We start from the raw sequence: 19,407 nt of genomic DNA on the forward strand, positions 1-19,407 counted from the left end.
GTTATCATATGGTTATTTGAGTTTTCGGACATATTGAGTCCGCAAAGCCGCTCGCTTGATTGGCATAGGTTTCCATGTCCTGTCGCCGTTGGAAAAGCCCATAGCGTGCTATCGCTCATGCCGAAGGCTTCTATTGCGTAGTGTTGGCGAGGGAACGGATGCCAGGTTCGCGTCGTCTTATCCCGTTCTCAACGTTGCAATTTCGGCCATGCGGGCATAGGACAAATGAGATGAATGACACTGCATTTTCCAATCTGCCGGTGCTTGAGCCGGGCTCCGTCTGGCTGGTCGGCGCCGGGCCAGGAGATGCAGGCCTGTTGACTCTGCTGGCCGCTAAGGGACTGGCCGAGGCGGATATCATCGTACACGACGCATTGGTGAACGAGGATTGCCTCAAGCTCGCGCGGCCGGGAGCCGTGCTGGAATATGCCGGCAAGCGCGGCGGCAAGCCTTCAGCCAAGCAGCGGGATATTTCGCTGCGGCTGGTGGAACTGGCGCGCGCCGGCAAGCGTGTTCTGCGCCTGAAGGGCGGGGACCCATTTGTTTTCGGGCGGGGCGGCGAGGAAGCGCTGATGCTCGTGGAGCACGGTATTCCCTTCCGAATCGTACCCGGCATCACGGCCGGCATCGGCGGGCTTGCCTATGCCGGCATTCCGGTCACCCATCGCGACGTCAATCATGCTGTTACGTTCCTGACCGGCCATGATTCGTCCGGCGTTGTGCCTGATGCCATCGACTGGGAGGCGATCGGCAAGGGATCGCCCGTCATCGTCATGTATATGGCGATGAAGCATATCGGCCAGATTACCGCGAATCTCATTGCTGCTGGCCGTTCTGCGGATGAGCCTGTCGCTTTCGTCTGCAACGCCGCCACCTCTTCGCAGCAGGTGCTGGAAACGACGCTTGGGCGCGCGACGGCTGATATCGAGACCTCCGGCCTGGAGCCGCCTGCGATCGTTGTCGTCGGTGACGTCGTAAAGCTGCGCCCGTCGCTCGATTGGCTCGGCGCTCTTTCCGGGCGCAAGCTTCTGCCGGCAACAGAGGGGCGGGCTGCAGCCGGGCGCAAGGAGTCGGCATGAGTGGCCTCTTGATTGCCGCACCGGCATCGGGCTCCGGCAAGACAACGTTTACGCTTGGCCTCTTGAGGGCGTTGCGACAGAGAGGCATAGCCGTTGCATCCGGCAAGGCCGGTCCCGATTACATCGATCCCGCCTTTCACGCGGCAGCGGCTGGCTCGCCCTGTCTCAATTTCGATCCCTGGGCGATGCGCCCGGAGCTTATATCCGCCAACTCGGCGCTTCATCGCGCCGGTGGCCGGATGCTCGTCATAGAGGGCATGATGGGCCTGTTCGATGGCGCTGCTGACGGTTCCGGCACGCCGGCCGATCTTGCGGCCTTGCTGAGCCTTCCCGTCGTGCTGGTTATCGATGTCTCGCGCATGTCACATTCGGTGGCGGCTGTTGTCAGCGGTTTTGCCAATTTCCGCGCGGATATTCGTATCGCCGGCGTTGTGCTGAATCGGGTTGCGAGCGAGCGACATGAGGCGATGCTGCGCCGAGCGCTCGACGCCGTGCGGATGCCCATTCTCGCCGTCATGGGCAGTGACAAGAGCCTTACATTGCCTGAAAGGCATCTCGGGCTTGTGCAGGCCGGAGAGCACGCCGCGCTGGAGCAATTTATCGAGTCCGCGGCCGGCATCGTGTCGAAGGCATGCAATTTCGAGCTGTTGCTGCGGGCGGCCCAGCAGAATGTCGTGCACCCGTCGGCCGCCAATATCGCGCGGCTGATGCCACTCGGGCAGCGTATCGCGGTGGCGCGCGATATCGCGTTTGCGTTTTGCTACGAGCATATGCTGCTCGGCTGGCGGCGGCGCGGCGCGGAGATTTCCTTCTTTTCCCCTTTGGCAGACGAGGCGCCGGCAGCAGATGCGGACGCCGTCTATCTGCCTGGCGGCTATCCCGAGCTGCATGCAGGCAAACTTGCGAGCGCCCATAATTTTCTTGCGGGAGTGAGAGACGCGGCAGCGCGCGGGGCGCGCATCTATGGTGAGTGCGGCGGCTATATGGTGCTTGGCGAAGGCTTGGTGGATGCCGCAGGCGCACGCCACGCGATGCTCGACCTCCTGCCAGTTGTGACGAGCTACGAGAAGCGGCAGCGCCATCTGGGCTACCGGCGCTTGACGCCTCTTGCCGGCTCCTTTTTCGACAAGCCGATGACGGCCCATGAATTTCACTATTCGACGATCGTTTCGGAAGGCGAGGCGGACCGCCTGTTTGCGGTCAAGGATGCACTCGGCGCGGATCTCGGCACGGCAGGCCTGCAGCGCGCCAATGTCGCGGGTTCTTATATGCATCTGATCGATCTCGCCGGGGAGCCTGAATGACCAACAGGATCGTCCATGGCGGCGGCATCACTGCGGCGGCGCGTCAATATGGTGGACGGCCGGAAGATTGGCTCGATTTGTCGACCGGCATCAATCCCAATCCGGTTTCCTTGCCGGAAGTGCCTGTCTCGGCCTGGCATCGGTTACCGGACCAGCATTTGCAGGAGCGGGCGCGCGAGGCGGCGAGGGGATATTACCGCAGCGGCGATATTTCGCCCTTGCCGGTTCCCGGTACGCAATCCGTCATCCAGTTGCTTCCCAGGCTGGTGCCGGGCGGCAGCGTCGCCATTTTCTCGCCGACCTATGGCGAATATGCCCGGGCTTTCACGCTCGCAGGCCTGAAGGTGCGTCAGGTTTCCGGAGTTGCCGATCTGACTGCGGATGGTGGGCTTGTGGTCGTCGTCAATCCCAACAATCCGGACGGGCGGATGTTGTCGCTCGATCAATTGCGGGATCTGCATGACAGGCAACACAGGCAAGGCGGCATTCTGCTTGTTGATGAGGCCTTCGGCGATGTCGAGCCGGCGGCGAGCATCGCACCTTATGCCGGCTCCATGCCTGGCCTCATCGTCTTCCGCTCCTTCGGCAAGTTCTTCGGTCTGGCCGGCCTGCGGCTCGGCTTTGTGATTGCCGGACCCTCTATCATGGCTCGTTTCGAGGATTGGCTCGGCCCCTGGGCGGTGTCAGGCCCGGCGCTGTCGATCGCGTCATCGCTGATGGAGCGCGACACCAGCGGCATCCGTGCCCGCATTTTGCAACGACATCGCGGGCTGGAGACGGTTCTCCGTCAATCACATTTGCCTGTTTCAGGAGGCACGGCATTATTCGCGCTTGTTGCGGACGAGCGTGCCGAGGGCATATATACGCATCTCTGCCGCCACCATATTCTGGTCCGCAAGTTCGATTATGCGCCTCATTGGCTGCGCTTCGGCCTTGCTCCGGATGAAGAGGCGGATCGCAGACTCGCCGGGGCACTGGAGTCGGATGATTTTAGGTCTGTTCGACCTAAAATCTGAATCCGCTCCAGAAACAAATAAGTAGAGCATGATGTCGTCCGAAAACTGCTCACACTTTTCGGCATCATGCTCTTGAGGATTATTCGACATGAGCGCCGACGAACATTTACTTATTCTTGTCCTTGCACTGCTGCTGGATCGCATCGTTGGCGATCCCGACTGGCTGTGGCAGCGCTTCCCGCATCCCGTGGTGCTGTTCGGCAAGGCGATTTCTTCCTTCGATCGGCGGTTCAATTCAAAGGAGTTGTCCGGCGTGCTTCGCCGTCGCAACGGCATCATGTCTATCGTCGCCTTGCTGATGGGAGCTGCTATTGCCGGCTGGGCGGTGCATGGGCTGCTCGCCTTCTTCGGCTGGCTCGGCATCCTGGTCGAAGCGGCGCTTGTCGCGGTGTTCCTGGCGCAGAAGAGCCTGGCAGATCACGTCGGCGAGGTGTCGCAGGCACTGCGGACCAATGGCCTTGAAGGCGGTCGCCTTGCCGTGTCGCGCATCGTCGGTCGCGATCCCGAAACGCTGGATGAACCCGGCGTCTGCCGCGCGGCGATCGAAAGCCTTGCCGAAAACTTTTCCGATGGCGTCGTGGCGCCGGCGCTCTGGTACGGCATTTTCGGCCTTCCGGGCCTGTTTTTCTACAAGATGCTCAATACGGCTGATTCGATGATCGGCCATAAATCCGAAACCTATATCGACTTCGGGCGCGCTGCCGCCCGGCTGGACGATATCGCAAACTGGCCGGCCGCGCGGCTGTCGATCCTGCTGATCGCCGTCGGTGCGCTCGCCAAGCGCGGGATTTCGGCGCTTGGAAATGCCATCCGCGTCGCGGTGAGGGATGGCGGGCTGCATCGGTCCCCGAATTCCGGCAGGCCGGAAGCGGCGATGGCGGGAGCCCTGGATATCCAACTCGCAGGGCCGCGGATCTATGGCGGCGAGCTTGTGCGCGAACCGATGATCAATGGCGCCGGTCGCGACACCGCCACCGTCAGCGATATAGAGGCGGGGATTTCGATCTTCTATTCGGCATGCTCGATGCTGACGTTTCTCGCGTTTTTGGGCTTCCTGCTGCTGCTTTGAGCGGCCCGCATCATTAACAGATTTATCACTATATGTATTAATGTGGTATAATTCACATTGTGCTAAGATCTCCCATCGTCTGAATTGCTTCAGGAAGAAGCAAACGGTCGGAGGGGATAAGATGAAATATGTAATGATGGCTGCCATTGCATGTCTGTCTACGCAATTGCACGCTGGATCGGCTAATGCAGGAACCGTTCTTGCCACAGTCGATCTTCGTTCGCAAACAATGACGGTCTCGGAAGACGGTGTTTTCAAGTATCGTTGGAAAGTATCGACAGCGCGCAGAGGTTATGTGACGCCGGTCGGCGCCTATACGGCGAAATGGCTTTCCAGGGATCATCGTTCGAAGAAATATGACGATGCGCCCATGCCCTATGCGGTGTTCTTCAATGGCGGCTACGCGATCCACGGCACTTACGAGGTAAGGCAGCTTGGCAGGCCGGCGTCGCATGGCTGCGTGCGGCTGGAGACGCGCAATGCCGCAACCTTCTTCTCGATGGCGTCGGATGTAGGGCTTCACAACACGCGCATCATCATCAGCGAGTAACGGTCTCGCTCGCACAAGTTTCGCAGCAAATGCCGGCATGCCACAATGCCGCCGCAGCTTGCACGCATGTCGGCTACGATCTCCTTACTTGTGGTGTGAGCGCGGTTTTGCTGTTTGCGCAACAGTCACCTGCCAAATTGCCGGGGTTTCTGGTGGAAACCATTGGCTTTTGGAATGGATTTCCCTATGAGGGGGATTGAATTATTATTTCAAGAGGTATGGGCAGTGACTGCTACATTTGACAAAGTTGCCGACATCATCGCTGAGACCAGCGAAATCGACCGGGCTACGATCACTCCGGAAAGCCACACGATCGACGATCTCGGCATCGACAGCCTCGACTTCCTGGACATCGTGTTCGCCATCGACAAGGAATTCGGCATCAAGATCCCGCTCGAGCAGTGGACGCAGGAAGTCAACGAAGGCAAGGTTTCGACCGAAGAGTACTTCGTGCTGAAGAATCTCTGCGCTAAGATCGATGAATTGCGCGCCGCCAAGGGCTGAGCAACATCCTTGCATTTTTTTGCCGCCCAGCCGCCCCTGAATATGGCGGCCGGGCGGTTTCATTCTTAAATAGCGTATCCCGCCCGTAGCATCGTGCGCTGTCGGGTCGGAGCGGAGGCGTTGATGCTGCTGGAATATTTCCAGATGATCGACAAGGTCGAGTCGGTTGATCTGTCCAAGGGTCTGTTGAAGGCGCATTCCGTCGTTCCGGCGAAAAGCCCGGTTTTCGAAGGCCATTTTCCCGGCATGCCACTGGTTCCCGGTGTTCTCCTCATCGAAACCATGGCGCAGGCCTCGGGCATGCTGGTGCTTGCCGCCACGAAGTTTACCTATATGCCGTTCCTGATGTCGGTCGATGGCGCGAAGATGCGCACCTTCGTCGAGCCGGAGGCGGAGCTGGATATCGAAGCCGAGCTGGAGCACGATGGTTCCGGTTTCGCGGTGACCAAGGCACGCATCACCATTGCCGGAAAGAAGATCTGCGATGCGCAGTTGAAGCTGCGCACCATGCCGTTTAATGAGGTGCCGCTCGCCGATATCGTGCGTAAGCGGGCAGGCGAGGTCGGGCTTCTCGACGCCATCGCCGCCAACGGTTGACGCCGCCGGCTTGCGGGTGCCGCATTCGAAGAGGATTGATGAATGAGCAAGGCTCAGAATGATGTGGTGATCACGGGTGTCGGCATCGTCACCTGTCAGGGTGTCGGCAAGGATGCGCATGTCGCACTGCTGACCGCGGACAAGGCGCCGCCGACCATCGTCGAGACCGAAAAGTTCAAGCCATATCCGGTCCATCCGCTGCCCGAGATCGACTGGTCGCAGCAGATCCCCAAGCGTGGCGACCAGCGCCAGATGGAAAACTGGCAGCGCATCGGCGTCTTCACCGCCGGTCTGGCGCTCGACGATGCCGGTTTCAAGGATGATCTGGAAGCCTGCGGCAGCATGGACATGATCGTCGCGGCCGGTGGTGGTGAGCGTGATACGAATGTCGACACGTTGATCGTCAATGAAGGGCTGAAGCGCAACGATCGCGAACTGCTGCTGAACGAGAAGCTGACGACCGAGCTGCGGCCGACGCTGTTCCTGGCGCAGCTTTCGAACCTTTTGGCCGGCAATATCTCGATCGTCCACAAGGTCACGGGCTCCTCGCGCACCTTCATGGGTGAGGAGGCCGCGGGCGTTTCCGCCATCGAGACCGCCTTCCATCGCATCAAGTCGGGTGAATCGAGCCATGCACTGGTCGGCGGTGCGTTTTCGGCCGAACGTCTGGACATGATCCTGTTGATCGAGTCGATCAATGCGCATGCCATCGGCGACTGGCATCCGCTCTGGTCGCGCAAGCCGGAAGACGGCGGCGGCATGATCATGGGCTCGCTGAGCGCTTTCATCGTGCTTGAATCGCGCGCCCATGCGGAAGGCCGCGGAGCACGAATCTATGCAACCATCGACTCGGTCGAAGGTGATCGCGGCCGGCGCGACGATGGTAAATTCAAAGCGCGGCTGGAGCGCATGCTTGCGCCCGCCAAGCAGGTTCCGGATGCAACGACTGTCGTCTTTTCCGGTACGACGGCGATCCACGATCTTGCAGAGCGTGAAAAGGCTGTCCTGGAAGCCCAGCTTCCGGCCTCGGCTATTCGCGCCTATTCCGGCATTTCCGGCCACGGGCTGGAAAGCCAGTTTCCGCTCGGGATCGCTTTTGCAGCACTTGCCCTGGCCAATGGGGCCAAGGTGCCCCCCTTCGATGCCTCCTATGAAAAGCCGATGGCCGCAGGCGCGCGTAATGCCGTCGTAACGACCGTCGGCCATGTACGCGGCGAAGGCATCGCCGTACTTTCCGCTGAAGCGTAGTAGGGAACAGGATCATGACCGCATCCGCCTATAAGGATCATCTCGGACGTCCGATCGTTGCCGTTACCGGGATGGGTATCATCACCTCGCTCGGCCAGGGCCTGCAGGACAATTGGAACGCGCTTTCATCCGGCACGTCCGGCATCCACAATATCACGCGCTTTCCGACTGATGGGCTTTCCACACGCATCGCCGGCACGGTGGATTTCATCGATATTCCCTCGCCGAATGCCGTCGAACGCTCCTTCGCCTTTGCGCGCGAGACGACCATAGAGGCCCTGGCTCAGGCCGGCATATCGGGTGATTTCGATGCGCCGCTGTTTCTCGCTGCGCCGCCCATCGAGCCGGAGTGGAATGCCCGCTTCGAGCTTGCCGATCGTTCGCCGCCGGCGGATCACGAGGGCGATGCCTATGAGCGTTTCCTGGCCGCCATGCGCCAGCGTCCGGACCCGGTTTTCCACGAGGCGGCGCTGTTCGGGGCCATTTCCGAGCGTCTTGCCGATCGTTTCGGCACGCGCGGCCTGCCGGTAACATTGTCGACCGCCTGTGCATCCGGCGTGACAGCCATCCAGCTCGGCATCGAGGCGATCCGTCAGGGCCGTACGGCGCGGGCGCTGGTGGTGGCGACCGATGGTTCGCTCAGCGCCGAGGCGCTGATCCGCTTCTCGCTGCTGTCGGCTCTCTCGACCCAGAACGACCCGCCGACCAAGGCTTCCAAGCCGTTCAGCAAGGATCGCGACGGTTTCGTCATCGCCGAAGGTGCGGCGACGCTGGTGCTGGAATCGCTTGAATCAGCGATTGCTCGCGGCGCCAAGATTCTCGGCATCATGAAGGGCGCCGGCGACAAGGCTGATTCCTTCCATCGCACCCGTTCTTCGCCCGATGGCGGCCCGGCGATCGCCACCATTCGTGCAGCACTGGCGGATGCCGGTATGGACGAAAGTGATATCGGCTACATCAATGCTCACGGCACGTCGACGCCGGAAAACGACAAGATGGAATATGGCGCCATGTCCGCCGTCTTTGGCGAGCGGCTTCCGACCATCCCCGTCTCGTCCAACAAGTCGATGATCGGCCATACGCTGACGGCGGCAGGCGCGGTCGAGGCTGTGTTCTCGCTGCAGACGATGCTGACCGGTACGCTGCCGCCGACGATCAACTACAACAACCCCGATCCGTCGATCGTTCTGGACGTGGTGCCGAACAAGAAGCGTGAAAAGCAGGTGAATGCCGTCCTTTCGAACTCCTTCGGGTTCGGCGGTCAGAACGCCAGCCTTGTCATGGCGCTTGAACCGGCTTAATCGGACGTTCGAAGAATAAATAATAATGCGCCCGAGGGGCGAAGGACTTTGCCATGCGTGCTTTGCAACTGATCGACGACCGCAAACTTGAGATCACCGATCTGCCGGAGCCTGAAGCGCCTGGCGCGGGCGAGGTGACGCTGCGCGTCAAGGCCGTCGCGCTCAACCATATCGATGTCTGGGGCTGGCGCGGCATGGCCTTTGCCAAGCGCAAGATGCCGCTGGTGATCGGCGCGGAGGCCTCTGGCGTGGTCGAGGCGATCGGACCGGGTGTCGCCAACGTCCTGCCGGGGCAGCTCGTGTCGATCTATGGCGCGCAGACCTGCGGCCTTTGCCGCCATTGCCGCGAGGGTCGCGACAATCTCTGCGAACATGTCAGCGGTGTGCATGGCTTCCACCTCGATGGCTTTGCGCAGGAGAAAGTCAATCTGCCGGCTCGCTTGCTCGTTCCGGCACCTCCCGGCGTCGATGCGATCGGCGCAGCGCTTGCGCCTGTCACCTTCGGTACCGTCGAGCACATGCTGTTCGACAATGCCAAGCTTGAGCCCGGCGAAACGATCCTCGTTCATGCCGGCGGCTCGGGCATCGGCACGGCGGCCATCCAGCTCGCCAAGAAAATCGGCTGCACGGTCATCACCACGGTCGGCTCGGACGACAAGATCGAGAAAGCCAAGGCTCTCGGCGCCGATCACGTCATCAATTATCGCACCGACCGCTTTGAAGGCGTTGTGCGCAAGCTGACGAAGAAAAAGGGCGTCGATGTCGTCTTCGAACATGTCGGCAAGGATACCTGGGCCGGTTCGATGCTGTGCATGAAGCGCGGCGGCCGTCTGGTCACCTGTGGTTCGACATCGGGCGTCTCGGCCGAAATGAACCTGATGATGCTGTTTCAGCAGCAGTTGAAGCTGTTCGGCTCCTTCGGCTGCCGCATGGAGAACATGGCGAACGCCATGCAGAAGATGGCACGTGGCCTCGTTCATCCCGTGATCGACACCGAGGTGAGCTTCAGTGACATCGACCGGGCATTGGAGCGCATGGAATCGCGCCAGATCTTCGGCAAGATCATCCTGAAGATGGATTGAGCCGCGTGAAGCTTTTCATCACCCGGATCGTTCTTGGGCTTAGGAATTTCCGGCAGTGGCTGGTGGCGCAGGTCATCTTCGGCTTTCTCAATTTTCTGAAACTGTTTCCCGCTGACGGCGGGATCAATTTTGCCGATTGGCTGACCCGCAAGATCGGCCCACGCATGCGGCGGCACCAGCTGATGCTGACCAATCTGCGCAATGCCTTCCCCGAGAAGAGCGAGGCCGAGATCGAGGAGATTGCGCTCGCAAGCTGGGGAAACATGGGGCGGCTGGCGGCGGAATATGTCTTTCTCGATCGGCTTTTCGACTTCGATCCGAATAGTGGCAAGCCCGGCCGCGTCGAGGTTTCGGGCATACCGATCTTTCTCGATCTGAGAGACAACCCGCGGCCATTCATTGTCTTTACCGGCCATACCGGCAATTTCGAGCTGCTGCCTGTGGCGGGCGCGGCCTTCGGTCTGACGGTGACGGTGCTCTTTCGACCGCCGAACAATCCCTATGTCGCCAAGAAGGTCTTCGACTTCCGCGCAAAGCGCATGGGCAATCTCGTGCCATCGCATGCGGGGTCGTCTTTCGCGCTGGCCAGGGAGCTCGAGGCAGGGCGTGGTGTCGGGGTGCTGGTCGACCAGAAATTCCGCAAGGGATTGAAAACCCTGTTCTTCGGCCGGGACGTGAAGACCAATCCGCTTCTGCCGAAGCTCGTGCGCCAGTTCAACTGCGAGGTCTATCCGGCTCGCTGCATCCGCTTGCCTGGCAATCGCTACAGGCTCGAGATCGAACCGAGGCTGGAAATGCCCCGCAACGAGCTGGGCGGTCTCGATTTGACCGCAACGGCGCAAATGTTGAACGACAAGGTTGAAAGCTGGGTCAGGGAGCATCCGGAGCAGTGGCTCTGGTATCATGATCGGTGGAATATCAAGAAGACCGTTTTCTAGGTCTTGCTTGCGATCCGCAGCCTGAGGACATAAGCGCCGTCTCGATCCAGTCTCCATGCAGTCATTGTTCCCGGTAAGCCTTTCATTTCAGAAAGTTCTCCTTTCCGGCGAACTTCCACTCAACCCGATTGAAACGGGTTATAAGTCATGTTAATTCACATGACAGAAAGTCTGGTGAGAATGCGGACACCAGACTGAATATCCTTGGGCATGGTAACGCCGGGAATCGAGGCCTCGGTGTTTGACTATGGTCAGGGACAGGAGGGCAATTTGCTGGCACTCTTTCATGCCTTCTCCATGAAATGTAATCAGATTCAGCGTGCGATAAAACTTGGCGACGACGAGCTTGTAGCTTCACTCGATAGCGAATTAGAGCCACTTATCGCGGCTATTTTGGCTTATAAAGCCATGAGTCTGCTTGAAATTTACATGCAGCTACAATTTCTGAACAATCTCATCCGGGAAGAATCGGATGACCGTTCGCGCGTCATGCGCAATTCAGCATCGCTGTCGGTGTTGATCGATCGCTATTTCGGCGGCGCAAGTGAGTCGGCGACCGATGTTCTGGTGGCATTTTCGGCCAATAGAGAAGACCGTGACGATCTGTTCGGCTTTGATGAGGGCAGCGTCCTGAACGACGTCATTCTCAACAGCCTGCCGGATCGGGTCGCCGTGGTTACGCGCGATTATCGGTATCTCTACAGCAATGCGGCGAATTCGGAGTTTCTGAAGTCGAAGCCGATAGAGCTGGTCGGACGACATATATCGGAATTCGTGGGTTCCGAACAATTCGAAGACAGTGTGAAGAAGAAGCTTGATGCCTGCTTTGCGGGCGAAAAGGTAGAATGCCTCTATCCGTCCCATCGTCCGGTCGAGGCCGACAAGGTCTTCCATTGCAGCATGACGCCGCTACGCGCCAAGGCGGAAATCATCGGCGCGTTGCTTGTCGTGCACGAGGTAAGTGTCGTTCCAGCCAATATGCTGGTGGCCTGAACTCGCGTTCAGGCCCCAAACAGAATTTTTTCAATCGAATCCGCCGTTGAGTGCGGATTCGATTGTTCCTTGTCGACTTGATCTCGATCGGGCTCCGCAACGGTAGCTTGCGGAACACGCTCCATTGCCGAGCCGTCGTCGCTGCATTCGATGCAATAGCAGCGAAATCTGATCACTCTCGGCGTTTTCATGCCGTTGGGCCGTTCCAGCTCACGAAAGGATCGGGCAGGTTTCGCCAGCGTTCGGGCGTAAAGCGGTCCGCCTTGACGAGGCAGGCGTCGAGTTCCGCGACGATCTGCTCTTCGCTCATGGGATCGGCACCGATAAACACCAGCTCCTGACGGCGATCGCCCCAGATCGTATCGAGATACGGCGCGAGGGCACGCTTGAATGAGGGATCGCGCGGCCACTGGTCTTGCGGCACGGCAGCCCACCACAGGCCCATCTTGCTCGTGCGGACAAGTGCTCCCGCCTGACTCATTTCACCGACATAATAAGGGCGCGTAGCAAGCCAGAAGAAACCCTTGGCGCGAACGACACCCGGCCAGGGGCGATTGAGAAAGGCTTGAAATTTCGTAGGATCGAACGGTTTCTTCGCGCGATAGACGAAGGAGCGTATGCCATATTCCTCGGTTTCGGGAACGTGATCCTTGAAGCCGTGCAATTCCTTGTACCAGAGCGGATGCGTTTCGGCGCGATCGATATCGAAACGGCCCGTTCCGAGAAGCTCGACCGGCTTCACCGCACCGAAATCGGCTTCGATCAGACGTGCATCGGGATTGAGACCGACGATGATCTTGCGGGCGGCATCTCGCTGTTCGGCGGTGGCGGAGCCGACCTTGTTGAGGATGACGACATCGGCGAATTCGATCTGCTCGACCAGAAGGTCGACGATGGTCCTGTTGTCGCCGTCGCCCGCGGTTTCACCACGATCGGCGAGGAAATCTGTCGAGCCATAGTCCGCCAGCAGGTTGGCGGCGTCAACCACCGTGACCATGGTGTCGAGCCGGGCAATGTCGGAGAGGCTGCTTCCATCCTCGTCACGGAATTCGAAGGTTGTGGCGACGGGCAGGGGCTCGGCGATGCCAGTCGATTCGATCAGCAGATAGTCGAAGCGATCCTGCTCGGCGAGTTGACGAACCTCTTTCAACAGGTCGTCACGCAGCGTGCAACAGATGCAGCCATTGGTCATTTCAACGAGCTGTTCTTCCGTGCGCGAGAGATTGGCGCCGCCATCGCGCACCAGTGCGGCGTCAATATTCACCTCGCTCATGTCGTTGACGATGACGGCAACGCGCAGGCCCTGGCGATTGTTGAGAATGTGATTGAGCAGCGTCGTCTTGCCGGCGCCGAGGAAACCGGAGAGGACGGTGACCGGGAGCTTCTTGTTCATGGCAACCTCTTTGTAATGTAATATCATTACATATAGTGTTTTGAAAAAAAGCGAGCATCTGGCTCGCTTCTTCCGGCGATAGTCAGCCCTGCGCAGAGAGGCAGGACTTCAGAGAACTTGCGATGCCACGCATCAAATCGAAATAGAGATCCGGCCCTTGCGGCAGTGTTGCTGCTTCGGGATCGAGAACGCCCGATTTCGCGGATGTGCCTTCCAGCACCACATTGATGAGCTTCGGCTCGAATTGCGGCTCGGCGAAAACGCAGGTGGCGCCAAGATCGGCAACCTTGCTGTGAATTTCGGAGACGCGCTGCGCGCCGGGAATGCTTTCCGGGCTTACCGTGATGGAGCCCGAAACACGCACGCCGTAGCGATTCTCAAAATACTGATAGGCATCGTGGAAGACGATAAAGGGCTTGTCCTTCACCGGCGCTACCGTCGAGGCGATTTCGGCGTCGAGCGCATCCAGCTTGTCATTCAGCGTCTTCTGGTTCGCTTCATAGGTCAGGGCGTTGGCGGGATCGGCGGCAACAAGCGAGGTGGTGATCTCGGTCACCATCGCCTTGGCATTGTGCGGATCGAGCCAGAGATGGGTGTCGAATTCGCCGTGATCGTGGTCGTGATCACCATGGGCGTGCGCGTGATTTTCGCCGGCGGCTGGCTCGTCGCCGTCATCATGCGGCTCGAAGGCGCCGCCTTCGCGGAACTTCAGCTTGGTGATACCGGGCGCCTTGTCGAGTTCGACGACGGTGGCATTGGAGCCAAGAGAGGTGAGCGGCTTCTCAAGAAAGGCTTCCATGCCGGGGCCGACCCAGAAGATCACCTGCGCCTGCTGGAGGCTGCGGGCATTGGAAGGCTTTAGCGCATAGGTATGCGGCGAGGCGGCACCGTCGACAATCAGATCCGGTGTGCCAACGCCTTGCATGATGGCGGCGACAAGCGAGTGGATCGGCTTGATGGAGACGACAACCTTTGGCGCATCTGCTGCGGTCGCGGCGGTGCAGGCAAGCAGGCCGGAAAACAATGCGGAGACAGCCAGAGGGAGGAAAGCTTTTGCTGCGTTCATGCGAGAAATGCCCTTGAATGGGTCTGTTATGTTATTACATCAATTGCGTTATGCTATAACGTGTGCGATAGCAGGGCGCAATAGCGCAGTTGGAAATTTCATGCTCTCTTCCATCGATAGCAAGAGCCGGCCCCTGGTGTCGCTCCATGATGTCGGCGTCCGTCGCGCTGGCCGCTGGCTGGTGCGCGGCGTCGATTTTTCCGTCAGCCGCGGTGAAATCGTCACCCTCATCGGGCCGAACGGCTCCGGCAAATCCACCAGTGCCAAGGCGGCGATCGGCGTACTGAAGCCGAATGAGGGCCGGGTCGATCGGATCGCGGGCTTGAAGGTCGGCTATGTCCCGCAGAAGCTTGCGATCGACTGGACCTTGCCGCTCAGCGTGCAGCGCCTGATGACGTTGACGGGACCATTGCCCGACAGCGAATTGCGCGCGGCACTGGAGGCAGTCGGCATTGCGCATCTGGCCAAGGCCGAGGTGCAGCATCTGTCCGGCGGTGAATTCCAGCGGGCTCTCTTGGCACGCGCCATCGCCCGCAAACCCGATCTGCTCGTCCTCGACGAACCCGTGCAAGGGGTCGATTTCAATGGTGAGATCGCGCTGTACGATCTTATCAAGTCGATCCGTAATTCTGAAGGGTGCGGCATCCTGCTGATTTCGCATGATCTGCATGTCGTCATGGCTGAGACAGACACCGTCGTCTGCCTGAATGGCCATGTTTGCTGCCGCGGCACGCCGCAGGCGGTCAGCCAGAGCCCGGAATATGTCAAGCTGTTCGGCACAAGGGCAGCTCAATCGCTGGCGATCTACAGCCACCATCACGACCACACGCATTTGCCCGATGGCCGCGTGCAGCACGCCGATGGCTCCATTACCGATCATTGCCATGCAGGCGACGGCCATCATCACGATGATCACGGTGACCATCACCATGACCACGGTGATCATCATCATGATCATGCCGAGGGAGAGCGCCATGTTTGACGATTTCTTCCTGCGTGCCATTTTCGCCGGCGTCGGGCTGGCTTTGACCACCGGACCACTCGGCTGCTTCATCATCTGGCGGCGCATGGCCTATTTCGGTGATACGATCTCGCATTCGGCGCTGCTCGGCGTGGCGCTGTCGTTGCTTTTCCAGCTTAACCTCACGCTCTCCGTCTTTGCGGTCGCGGCGCTCGTTTCGATCCTGCTGCTGTTCCTGCAGCGGCGCCAAGCATTGTCGGCCGATGCGCTGCTCGGCATCCTCTCGCATGCGACCCTGGCAATCGGCCTCGTCATCGTCGCCTTCATGAGCTGGGTGAGGATTGATCTTATCGCCTTCCTGTTCGGCGACATCCTCGCTGTCAGCCAGTCCGATATTCTGGTGATCTGGGGCGGCGGCATCTTCGTGCTGGCGGCAATCGCCTGGCTGTGGCGGCCGCTGCTGGCCTCGACCGTCAATCCGGAGCTGGCCGAGGCCGAGGGATTGCGGCCCGAGCGCGCAAAGCTGATCTTCATGCTGCTGATGGCCGTCGTCATCGCCATCGCCATGAAGATCGTCGGCATCCTGCTGATCACCGCGCTGCTGATCATCCCCGCTGCCACCGCGCGCCGGTTCGCCGCGACGCCTGAGACGATGGCGATCTTTGCTTCGCTGCTCGGTGCGGTCGCCGTCGTCGGCGGGCTGTTCGGTTCGCTGCGCTACGACACGCCGTCCGGTCCGTCGATCGTGGTTGCGGCACTCATTCTGTTTATCTTCAGTCTACTGCCCCTGGTTCGCAGGGGCGTTGCGCCGGCGGCACAACAGAGAGGACAGTCATCATGACCACTCCGATGCTTACCAAGAACCAGTCGCTCGTCTTCGATATTCTGACCAGGGCGGAAGCGCCGCTCAGCGCCTACACCATTCTCGACAAGCTGCGCGACCAGGGTTTTCGCGCGCCGCTGCAGGTCTATCGCGCGCTGGACAAGCTGCTGGAATATGGCGTTGTGCACCGTCTTGAGAGTATCAATTCCTTCGTCGCATGCGCGCATCCGCATGAAGATTGCCATAGCCATGGCCTCGTCGCCTTCGCCATCTGCGAGAGCTGCGGCCAGGTGATGGAATTCCATGACCATGAGGTGGATCACCGCCTGATGGATTGGCTGAAGTCGCAGAAATTCAAGGCAGAGAAGTCAACCATCGAAATTCGCGGACATTGCGCGAATTGCACTGCTTGAACTCGCAACAATGGCGTTTCGTCAGTTATTTATAAGATATTTCTAATCTAACCTCTTAAGATCCCGCGCAAAGCGCTGCCAGTTGGTGACGTAGTTGCGGGCGGAACGGCGCAGGCCCTCGATCGCCGCCTCGTCCAGCGTGCGGATCGCTCTCGCCGGCGCGCCGACGATCAATGATCCGTCCGGAAATTCCTTGCCTTCGGTGACAAGTGCATTGGCGCCGACGAGGCAATTATTGCCGATCTTCGCGCCGTTCAGGATCGTCGCACCCATCCCAACAAGCGAATTGTTGCCGATGGTGCAGCCATGGATGATGGCGTGGTGGCCGATGGTGCAGCCTTCGCCAATGGTGGTGGGGAAGGCAGGGTCGGTGTGCACCATCGTGCCTTCCTGGATATTCGTCTCCCTGCCGACGACGATCGGCTCATTGTCGCCGCGCAGCACCGCGCCGAACCAGATGCCGACATCCTCGCCGATCTCGACCTTGCCGATCACGCTTGCATCCGGCGCGATCCAGTATCGGCCCGGACCGGGTGTTTTCGGCGCATGGCCTGCAAGAGCGTAGAGCGGCATGGTCGATCCTCCTCGATCAGACGACGTTCAGTACCAGCGTCGCGACGCCATCGACGGCGCAGCTGATCTTGTCGCCGCGCGCAACGGGGCCGACGCCGGCGGGTGTTCCCGTCATGATGATATCGCCCGGCGCCAGCGTGAACAGCTTGGACAGTTCGGCGATGATTTCCGGCACCTTCCAGATCATCTGGGAGAGATCGCCTCTCTGGGCCGCTTCGCCATTGCGCATCAGCCAGATGCCGCCCTTGTCGGGATGGCCGACGCGGGTGGCCGGTACTAGTGCGGAAACCGGCGCGGAATGTTCGAAAGCCTTGCCGATCTCCCAGGGGCGGCCGAGCTTCTTGGCTTCGCCCTGCAGGTCGCGGCGGGTGAAATCGATGCCGACGCCGTAGCCATAGACGCAGTCGAGCGCCTGCTCGACCGGGATATCCGCGCCGCCGCTGCGCAGCGCGACCACAAGCTCCACTTCGTGATGCACGTCCGAAGAGAGCGAGGGGTAGGGGAAGTCGCCCGATGTATCGAGATTGTCCGGGTTCTTCTGGAAGAAAAAGGGCGGTTCGCGGCTCGGATCATGCCCCATTTCGATGGCGTGGTCGGCATAGTTGCGGCCGACGCAATAGACACGGCGGACCGGAAAGAGGCTGGCTTCACCCTCGATCGGCAGCAGGACAGGGGCAGGTACTGGAATGACTGTGGTGAGCGGGGCGTTCATGGCGGCTTTTCGAAACTCTCAATCTATCTCGGAAAGGCGTGTTGCCTCCCGACTCCGTTAGCGAACCTAGCATCATTGTCGCTGCCGGGAAAACTGGCCTTTCGAAAGCTTTTGGTGTAGAGCGCGGGGCAGAAAGGTATCCCATGTATAGTGACGCGCTGAAAAACGGCCGCAAGATCTTTGCGGTAGCCCCGATGATCGATTGGACTGATCGCCATTGCAGATATCTGCATCGGCAGATCAGCCGGCATGCGCTGCTCTATACTGAGATGGTTGTGGCCGATGCGATCATCCATGGTCCTCGCGACAGGCTGCTGGGGCATGATGTGAGCGAGCCTCCCGTCGCGCTGCAGCTTGGCGGTTCCGACCCGGCGAAGCTTTCCGAGGCGCTGCGGATCGCCGAAGCCTATCATTATGACGAGATCAACCTCAATGTCGGTTGCCCGTCGGATCGCGTACAATCGGGTACGTTTGGCGCCTGCCTGATGCTGACGCCGGAGACGGTAGCATCCTGCATTGCGGCCATGAAGGCGGTATCGAAGGCGCCGGTCACGGTGAAATGCCGCATCGGCGTCGATGAGCAGGAGCCGGAAGAGGCGCTGCCGGAACTGATCACACGCGTGCTCGCTGCCGGCGCGGACGCGATCTGGATCCATGCGCGCAAGGCCTGGCTGAAAGGCCTGTCGCCGAAGGAAAACCGCGAAATCCCGCCGCTCGACTATGATATCGTCTACCGCATGAAGCAGCGTTGGCCTGATGTCTTCATCGGCATCAATGGCGGCATTCAGACGCTGGACCAGGCCGAGGCCCATCTTGCCCATGTCGATGGTGTCATGCTCGGCCGCGCCGCCTATCAGAATGCTGCGATCCTTGCCGACGTCGACCACCGCTTCTACGGCGATCCCGCCACGGTGGCCGACTGGAACGATTTGCGCGACCGTATGATGGCTTATGCGGAGCGTCATATTGCCAATGGCGGCCGCCTGCATCATGTCGCCCGCCACATGGTCGGCCTGTTCACCGGCCTGGCTGGCGCGCGCCGCTACCGACAGATCCTGTCCACCGACGCCAACAAGCCGGGGGCCGGGCCGGAGGTGATCGCGGCTGCATTCGCTGCGGTGGATTTTGCCGGCGAGGGCGAACGCGTGAGTGCGTGAGGGGAGTGATCCCAACCCGCCCTCGTGGTTCGAGACGGCCTTTTAGGCCTCCTCACCATGAGGACTGATTGATCTCGACCGGGTTTGACCAGAAAGTGACCTTTAACAGCGGGGCAAGGTTGACTCCAACCTCACCCTGAGGTGCGGAGGCTGGAAGCCGGAGCCTCGAAGGGCGAGGGTGGCCCCGAAGCTGCAGGCCTGGTTTCGGTAAACGAAAAACGGCGCGGTTTGCACCGCGCCGTCGAAAACCTTGATCAGGCAATCACAAAAGGCTTAGTTAGCCTGGATGTTGACAGCCTTCGGGCCCTTGCCCATACGATCCGGCTCGGTGTCGAAGGTGACCTGCTGGCCTTCGCGCAGCGACTGGATGCCAGAAGCCTGAAGAGCGGAGATGTGGACGAAAACGTCCTTCGCGCCGCCGTCAGGAGTGATGAAACCAAAACCCTTGTCCTGGTTGAAGAATTTTACGGTGCCCTTGGTGGCCATGGGGATAGTCCTTTACCCATCAGTCTTAGTTTATCCGGTAACCCGGACGGCTTTGCTCCCGCGACATGCGAAAGCCAGTCGAGAAGTCACGTACGGGGAAAGAACGTCTGCGCGGGCCAGAGACTGTCTCTTATACACATCT

Annotated in this window: 21 protein-coding genes; 16 read left to right on the forward strand and 5 right to left on the reverse strand. The window is 59.9% G+C overall.

Annotated elements, in window-relative coordinates; all coding sequences use genetic code 11:
• Positions 1-230 precede the first annotated feature (230 nt).
• The 12 genes from cobA (at position 231) to A6U86_RS29190 (ending at position 11,681) form a co-directional block, all read left to right on the forward strand.
• Positions 231-1,079 carry a uroporphyrinogen-III C-methyltransferase gene (gene cobA, locus A6U86_RS29135; protein WP_068398824.1) on the forward strand — a complete coding sequence of 283 codons (849 nt, stop codon included), beginning with the start codon at positions 231-233 and terminating at the stop codon, positions 1,077-1,079.
• Complete coding sequence (locus A6U86_RS29140) at positions 1,076-2,383, forward strand: cobyrinate a,c-diamide synthase (RefSeq protein ID WP_068398828.1); 1,308 nt, start codon at positions 1,076-1,078, stop codon at positions 2,381-2,383. Before cobA ends, A6U86_RS29140 begins: the two co-directional genes overlap by 4 nt.
• Positions 2,380-3,399 carry a threonine-phosphate decarboxylase CobD gene (cobD, locus tag A6U86_RS29145; protein ID WP_068398831.1) on the forward strand — a complete coding sequence of 340 codons (1,020 nt, stop codon included), beginning with the start codon at positions 2,380-2,382 and terminating at the stop codon, positions 3,397-3,399. The genes A6U86_RS29140 and cobD overlap by 4 nt, the downstream gene beginning before the upstream one ends.
• Before the next feature lie 88 nt (positions 3,400-3,487).
• Positions 3,488-4,468 (forward strand): adenosylcobinamide-phosphate synthase CbiB, encoded by a 981-nt coding sequence (gene cbiB, locus A6U86_RS29150; RefSeq protein WP_068398834.1) that lies wholly within the window; start codon positions 3,488-3,490, stop codon positions 4,466-4,468.
• 121 nt (positions 4,469-4,589) lie between these two features.
• Positions 4,590-5,018 carry a L,D-transpeptidase gene (locus A6U86_RS29155; protein ID WP_068398841.1) on the forward strand — a complete coding sequence of 143 codons (429 nt, stop codon included), beginning with the start codon at positions 4,590-4,592 and terminating at the stop codon, positions 5,016-5,018.
• 225 nt (positions 5,019-5,243) lie between these two features.
• Positions 5,244-5,522, forward strand: a complete 279-nt coding sequence (locus tag A6U86_RS29160) for an acyl carrier protein (protein ID WP_034477251.1) — start codon at positions 5,244-5,246, stop codon at positions 5,520-5,522.
• A gap of 123 nt (positions 5,523-5,645) precedes the next feature.
• A complete protein-coding gene (locus tag A6U86_RS29165) occupies positions 5,646-6,119 on the forward strand; it encodes a 3-hydroxyacyl-ACP dehydratase FabZ family protein (RefSeq protein WP_068398844.1) in 474 nt (157 codons plus the stop codon).
• Between the two features lie 42 nt (positions 6,120-6,161).
• Complete coding sequence (locus A6U86_RS29170; RefSeq protein ID WP_068398847.1) at positions 6,162-7,367, forward strand: beta-ketoacyl-ACP synthase; 1,206 nt, start codon at positions 6,162-6,164, stop codon at positions 7,365-7,367.
• Positions 7,368-7,381: 14 nt separating this feature from the next.
• Positions 7,382-8,668: a beta-ketoacyl-ACP synthase gene (locus A6U86_RS29175; protein ID WP_068398850.1), complete on the forward strand. Its 1,287-nt coding sequence runs from the start codon at positions 7,382-7,384 to the stop codon at positions 8,666-8,668.
• A gap of 53 nt (positions 8,669-8,721) precedes the next feature.
• Complete coding sequence (locus A6U86_RS29180) at positions 8,722-9,750, forward strand: zinc-binding dehydrogenase (protein ID WP_068398853.1); 1,029 nt, start codon at positions 8,722-8,724, stop codon at positions 9,748-9,750.
• Between the two features lie 5 nt (positions 9,751-9,755).
• The gene (locus tag A6U86_RS29185) at positions 9,756-10,688 is read left to right on the forward strand and encodes a lipid A biosynthesis lauroyl acyltransferase (protein WP_068398966.1); all 933 of its coding nucleotides are present in this window, start codon (positions 9,756-9,758) and stop codon (positions 10,686-10,688) included.
• 270 nt (positions 10,689-10,958) lie between these two features.
• Positions 10,959-11,681, forward strand: coding sequence for a PAS domain-containing protein (locus A6U86_RS29190; RefSeq protein ID WP_068398969.1), 723 nt, complete (start codon positions 10,959-10,961; stop codon positions 11,679-11,681).
• Between the two features lie 187 nt (positions 11,682-11,868).
• On the opposite strand, the gene A6U86_RS29200 is transcribed toward A6U86_RS29190, so the two are convergent.
• Positions 11,869-13,074: a GTP-binding protein gene (locus A6U86_RS29200; RefSeq protein ID WP_068398856.1), complete on the reverse strand. Its 1,206-nt coding sequence runs from the start codon at positions 13,072-13,074 to the stop codon at positions 11,869-11,871.
• Positions 13,075-13,156: 82 nt separating this feature from the next.
• Positions 13,157-14,140, reverse strand: a complete 984-nt coding sequence (gene znuA, locus A6U86_RS29205) for a zinc ABC transporter substrate-binding protein ZnuA (RefSeq protein WP_068398859.1) — start codon at positions 14,138-14,140, stop codon at positions 13,157-13,159.
• Between the two features lie 100 nt (positions 14,141-14,240).
• Here znuA and A6U86_RS29210 point away from each other — a divergent pair, with 100 nt between their 5' ends.
• The 3 genes from A6U86_RS29210 to A6U86_RS29220 are packed head-to-tail and all read left to right on the forward strand — an operon-like array spanning position 14,241 to position 16,337.
• Positions 14,241-15,122, forward strand: a complete 882-nt coding sequence (locus A6U86_RS29210; protein WP_068398864.1) for a metal ABC transporter ATP-binding protein — start codon at positions 14,241-14,243, stop codon at positions 15,120-15,122.
• Complete coding sequence (gene znuB, locus A6U86_RS29215) at positions 15,115-15,942, forward strand: zinc ABC transporter permease subunit ZnuB (RefSeq protein WP_068398972.1); 828 nt, start codon at positions 15,115-15,117, stop codon at positions 15,940-15,942. Before A6U86_RS29210 ends, znuB begins: the two co-directional genes overlap by 8 nt.
• Entirely contained in the window at positions 15,939-16,337 is a 399-nt protein-coding gene (locus A6U86_RS29220; protein WP_068398865.1) for a Fur family transcriptional regulator, read from the forward strand. Before znuB ends, A6U86_RS29220 begins: the two co-directional genes overlap by 4 nt.
• A gap of 42 nt (positions 16,338-16,379) precedes the next feature.
• On the opposite strand, the gene A6U86_RS29225 is transcribed toward A6U86_RS29220, so the two are convergent.
• Together A6U86_RS29225 and A6U86_RS29230 are read right to left on the reverse strand one after the other, a co-directional pair.
• Positions 16,380-16,910, reverse strand: a complete 531-nt coding sequence (locus tag A6U86_RS29225) for a gamma carbonic anhydrase family protein (RefSeq protein ID WP_068398866.1) — start codon at positions 16,908-16,910, stop codon at positions 16,380-16,382.
• 16 nt (positions 16,911-16,926) lie between these two features.
• Positions 16,927-17,622: a fumarylacetoacetate hydrolase family protein gene (locus A6U86_RS29230; RefSeq protein WP_068398871.1), complete on the reverse strand. Its 696-nt coding sequence runs from the start codon at positions 17,620-17,622 to the stop codon at positions 16,927-16,929.
• 143 nt (positions 17,623-17,765) lie between these two features.
• Here A6U86_RS29230 and dusA point away from each other — a divergent pair, with 143 nt between their 5' ends.
• Positions 17,766-18,779, forward strand: coding sequence for a tRNA dihydrouridine(20/20a) synthase DusA (gene dusA / locus A6U86_RS29235; RefSeq protein ID WP_068398872.1), 1,014 nt, complete (start codon positions 17,766-17,768; stop codon positions 18,777-18,779).
• A 273-nt stretch (positions 18,780-19,052) separates the two neighbouring features.
• Here the strand turns inward: dusA and A6U86_RS29240 are convergent, their stop codons facing one another.
• The gene (locus tag A6U86_RS29240; RefSeq protein ID WP_004109325.1) at positions 19,053-19,265 is read right to left on the reverse strand and encodes a cold-shock protein; all 213 of its coding nucleotides are present in this window, start codon (positions 19,263-19,265) and stop codon (positions 19,053-19,055) included.
• Positions 19,266-19,407 lie beyond the last annotated feature (142 nt).

Origin of the sequence: Rhizobium sp. AC27/96 (assembly GCF_001692325.1) — a bacterium.
Taxonomy (GTDB): domain Bacteria; phylum Pseudomonadota; class Alphaproteobacteria; order Rhizobiales; family Rhizobiaceae; genus Rhizobium.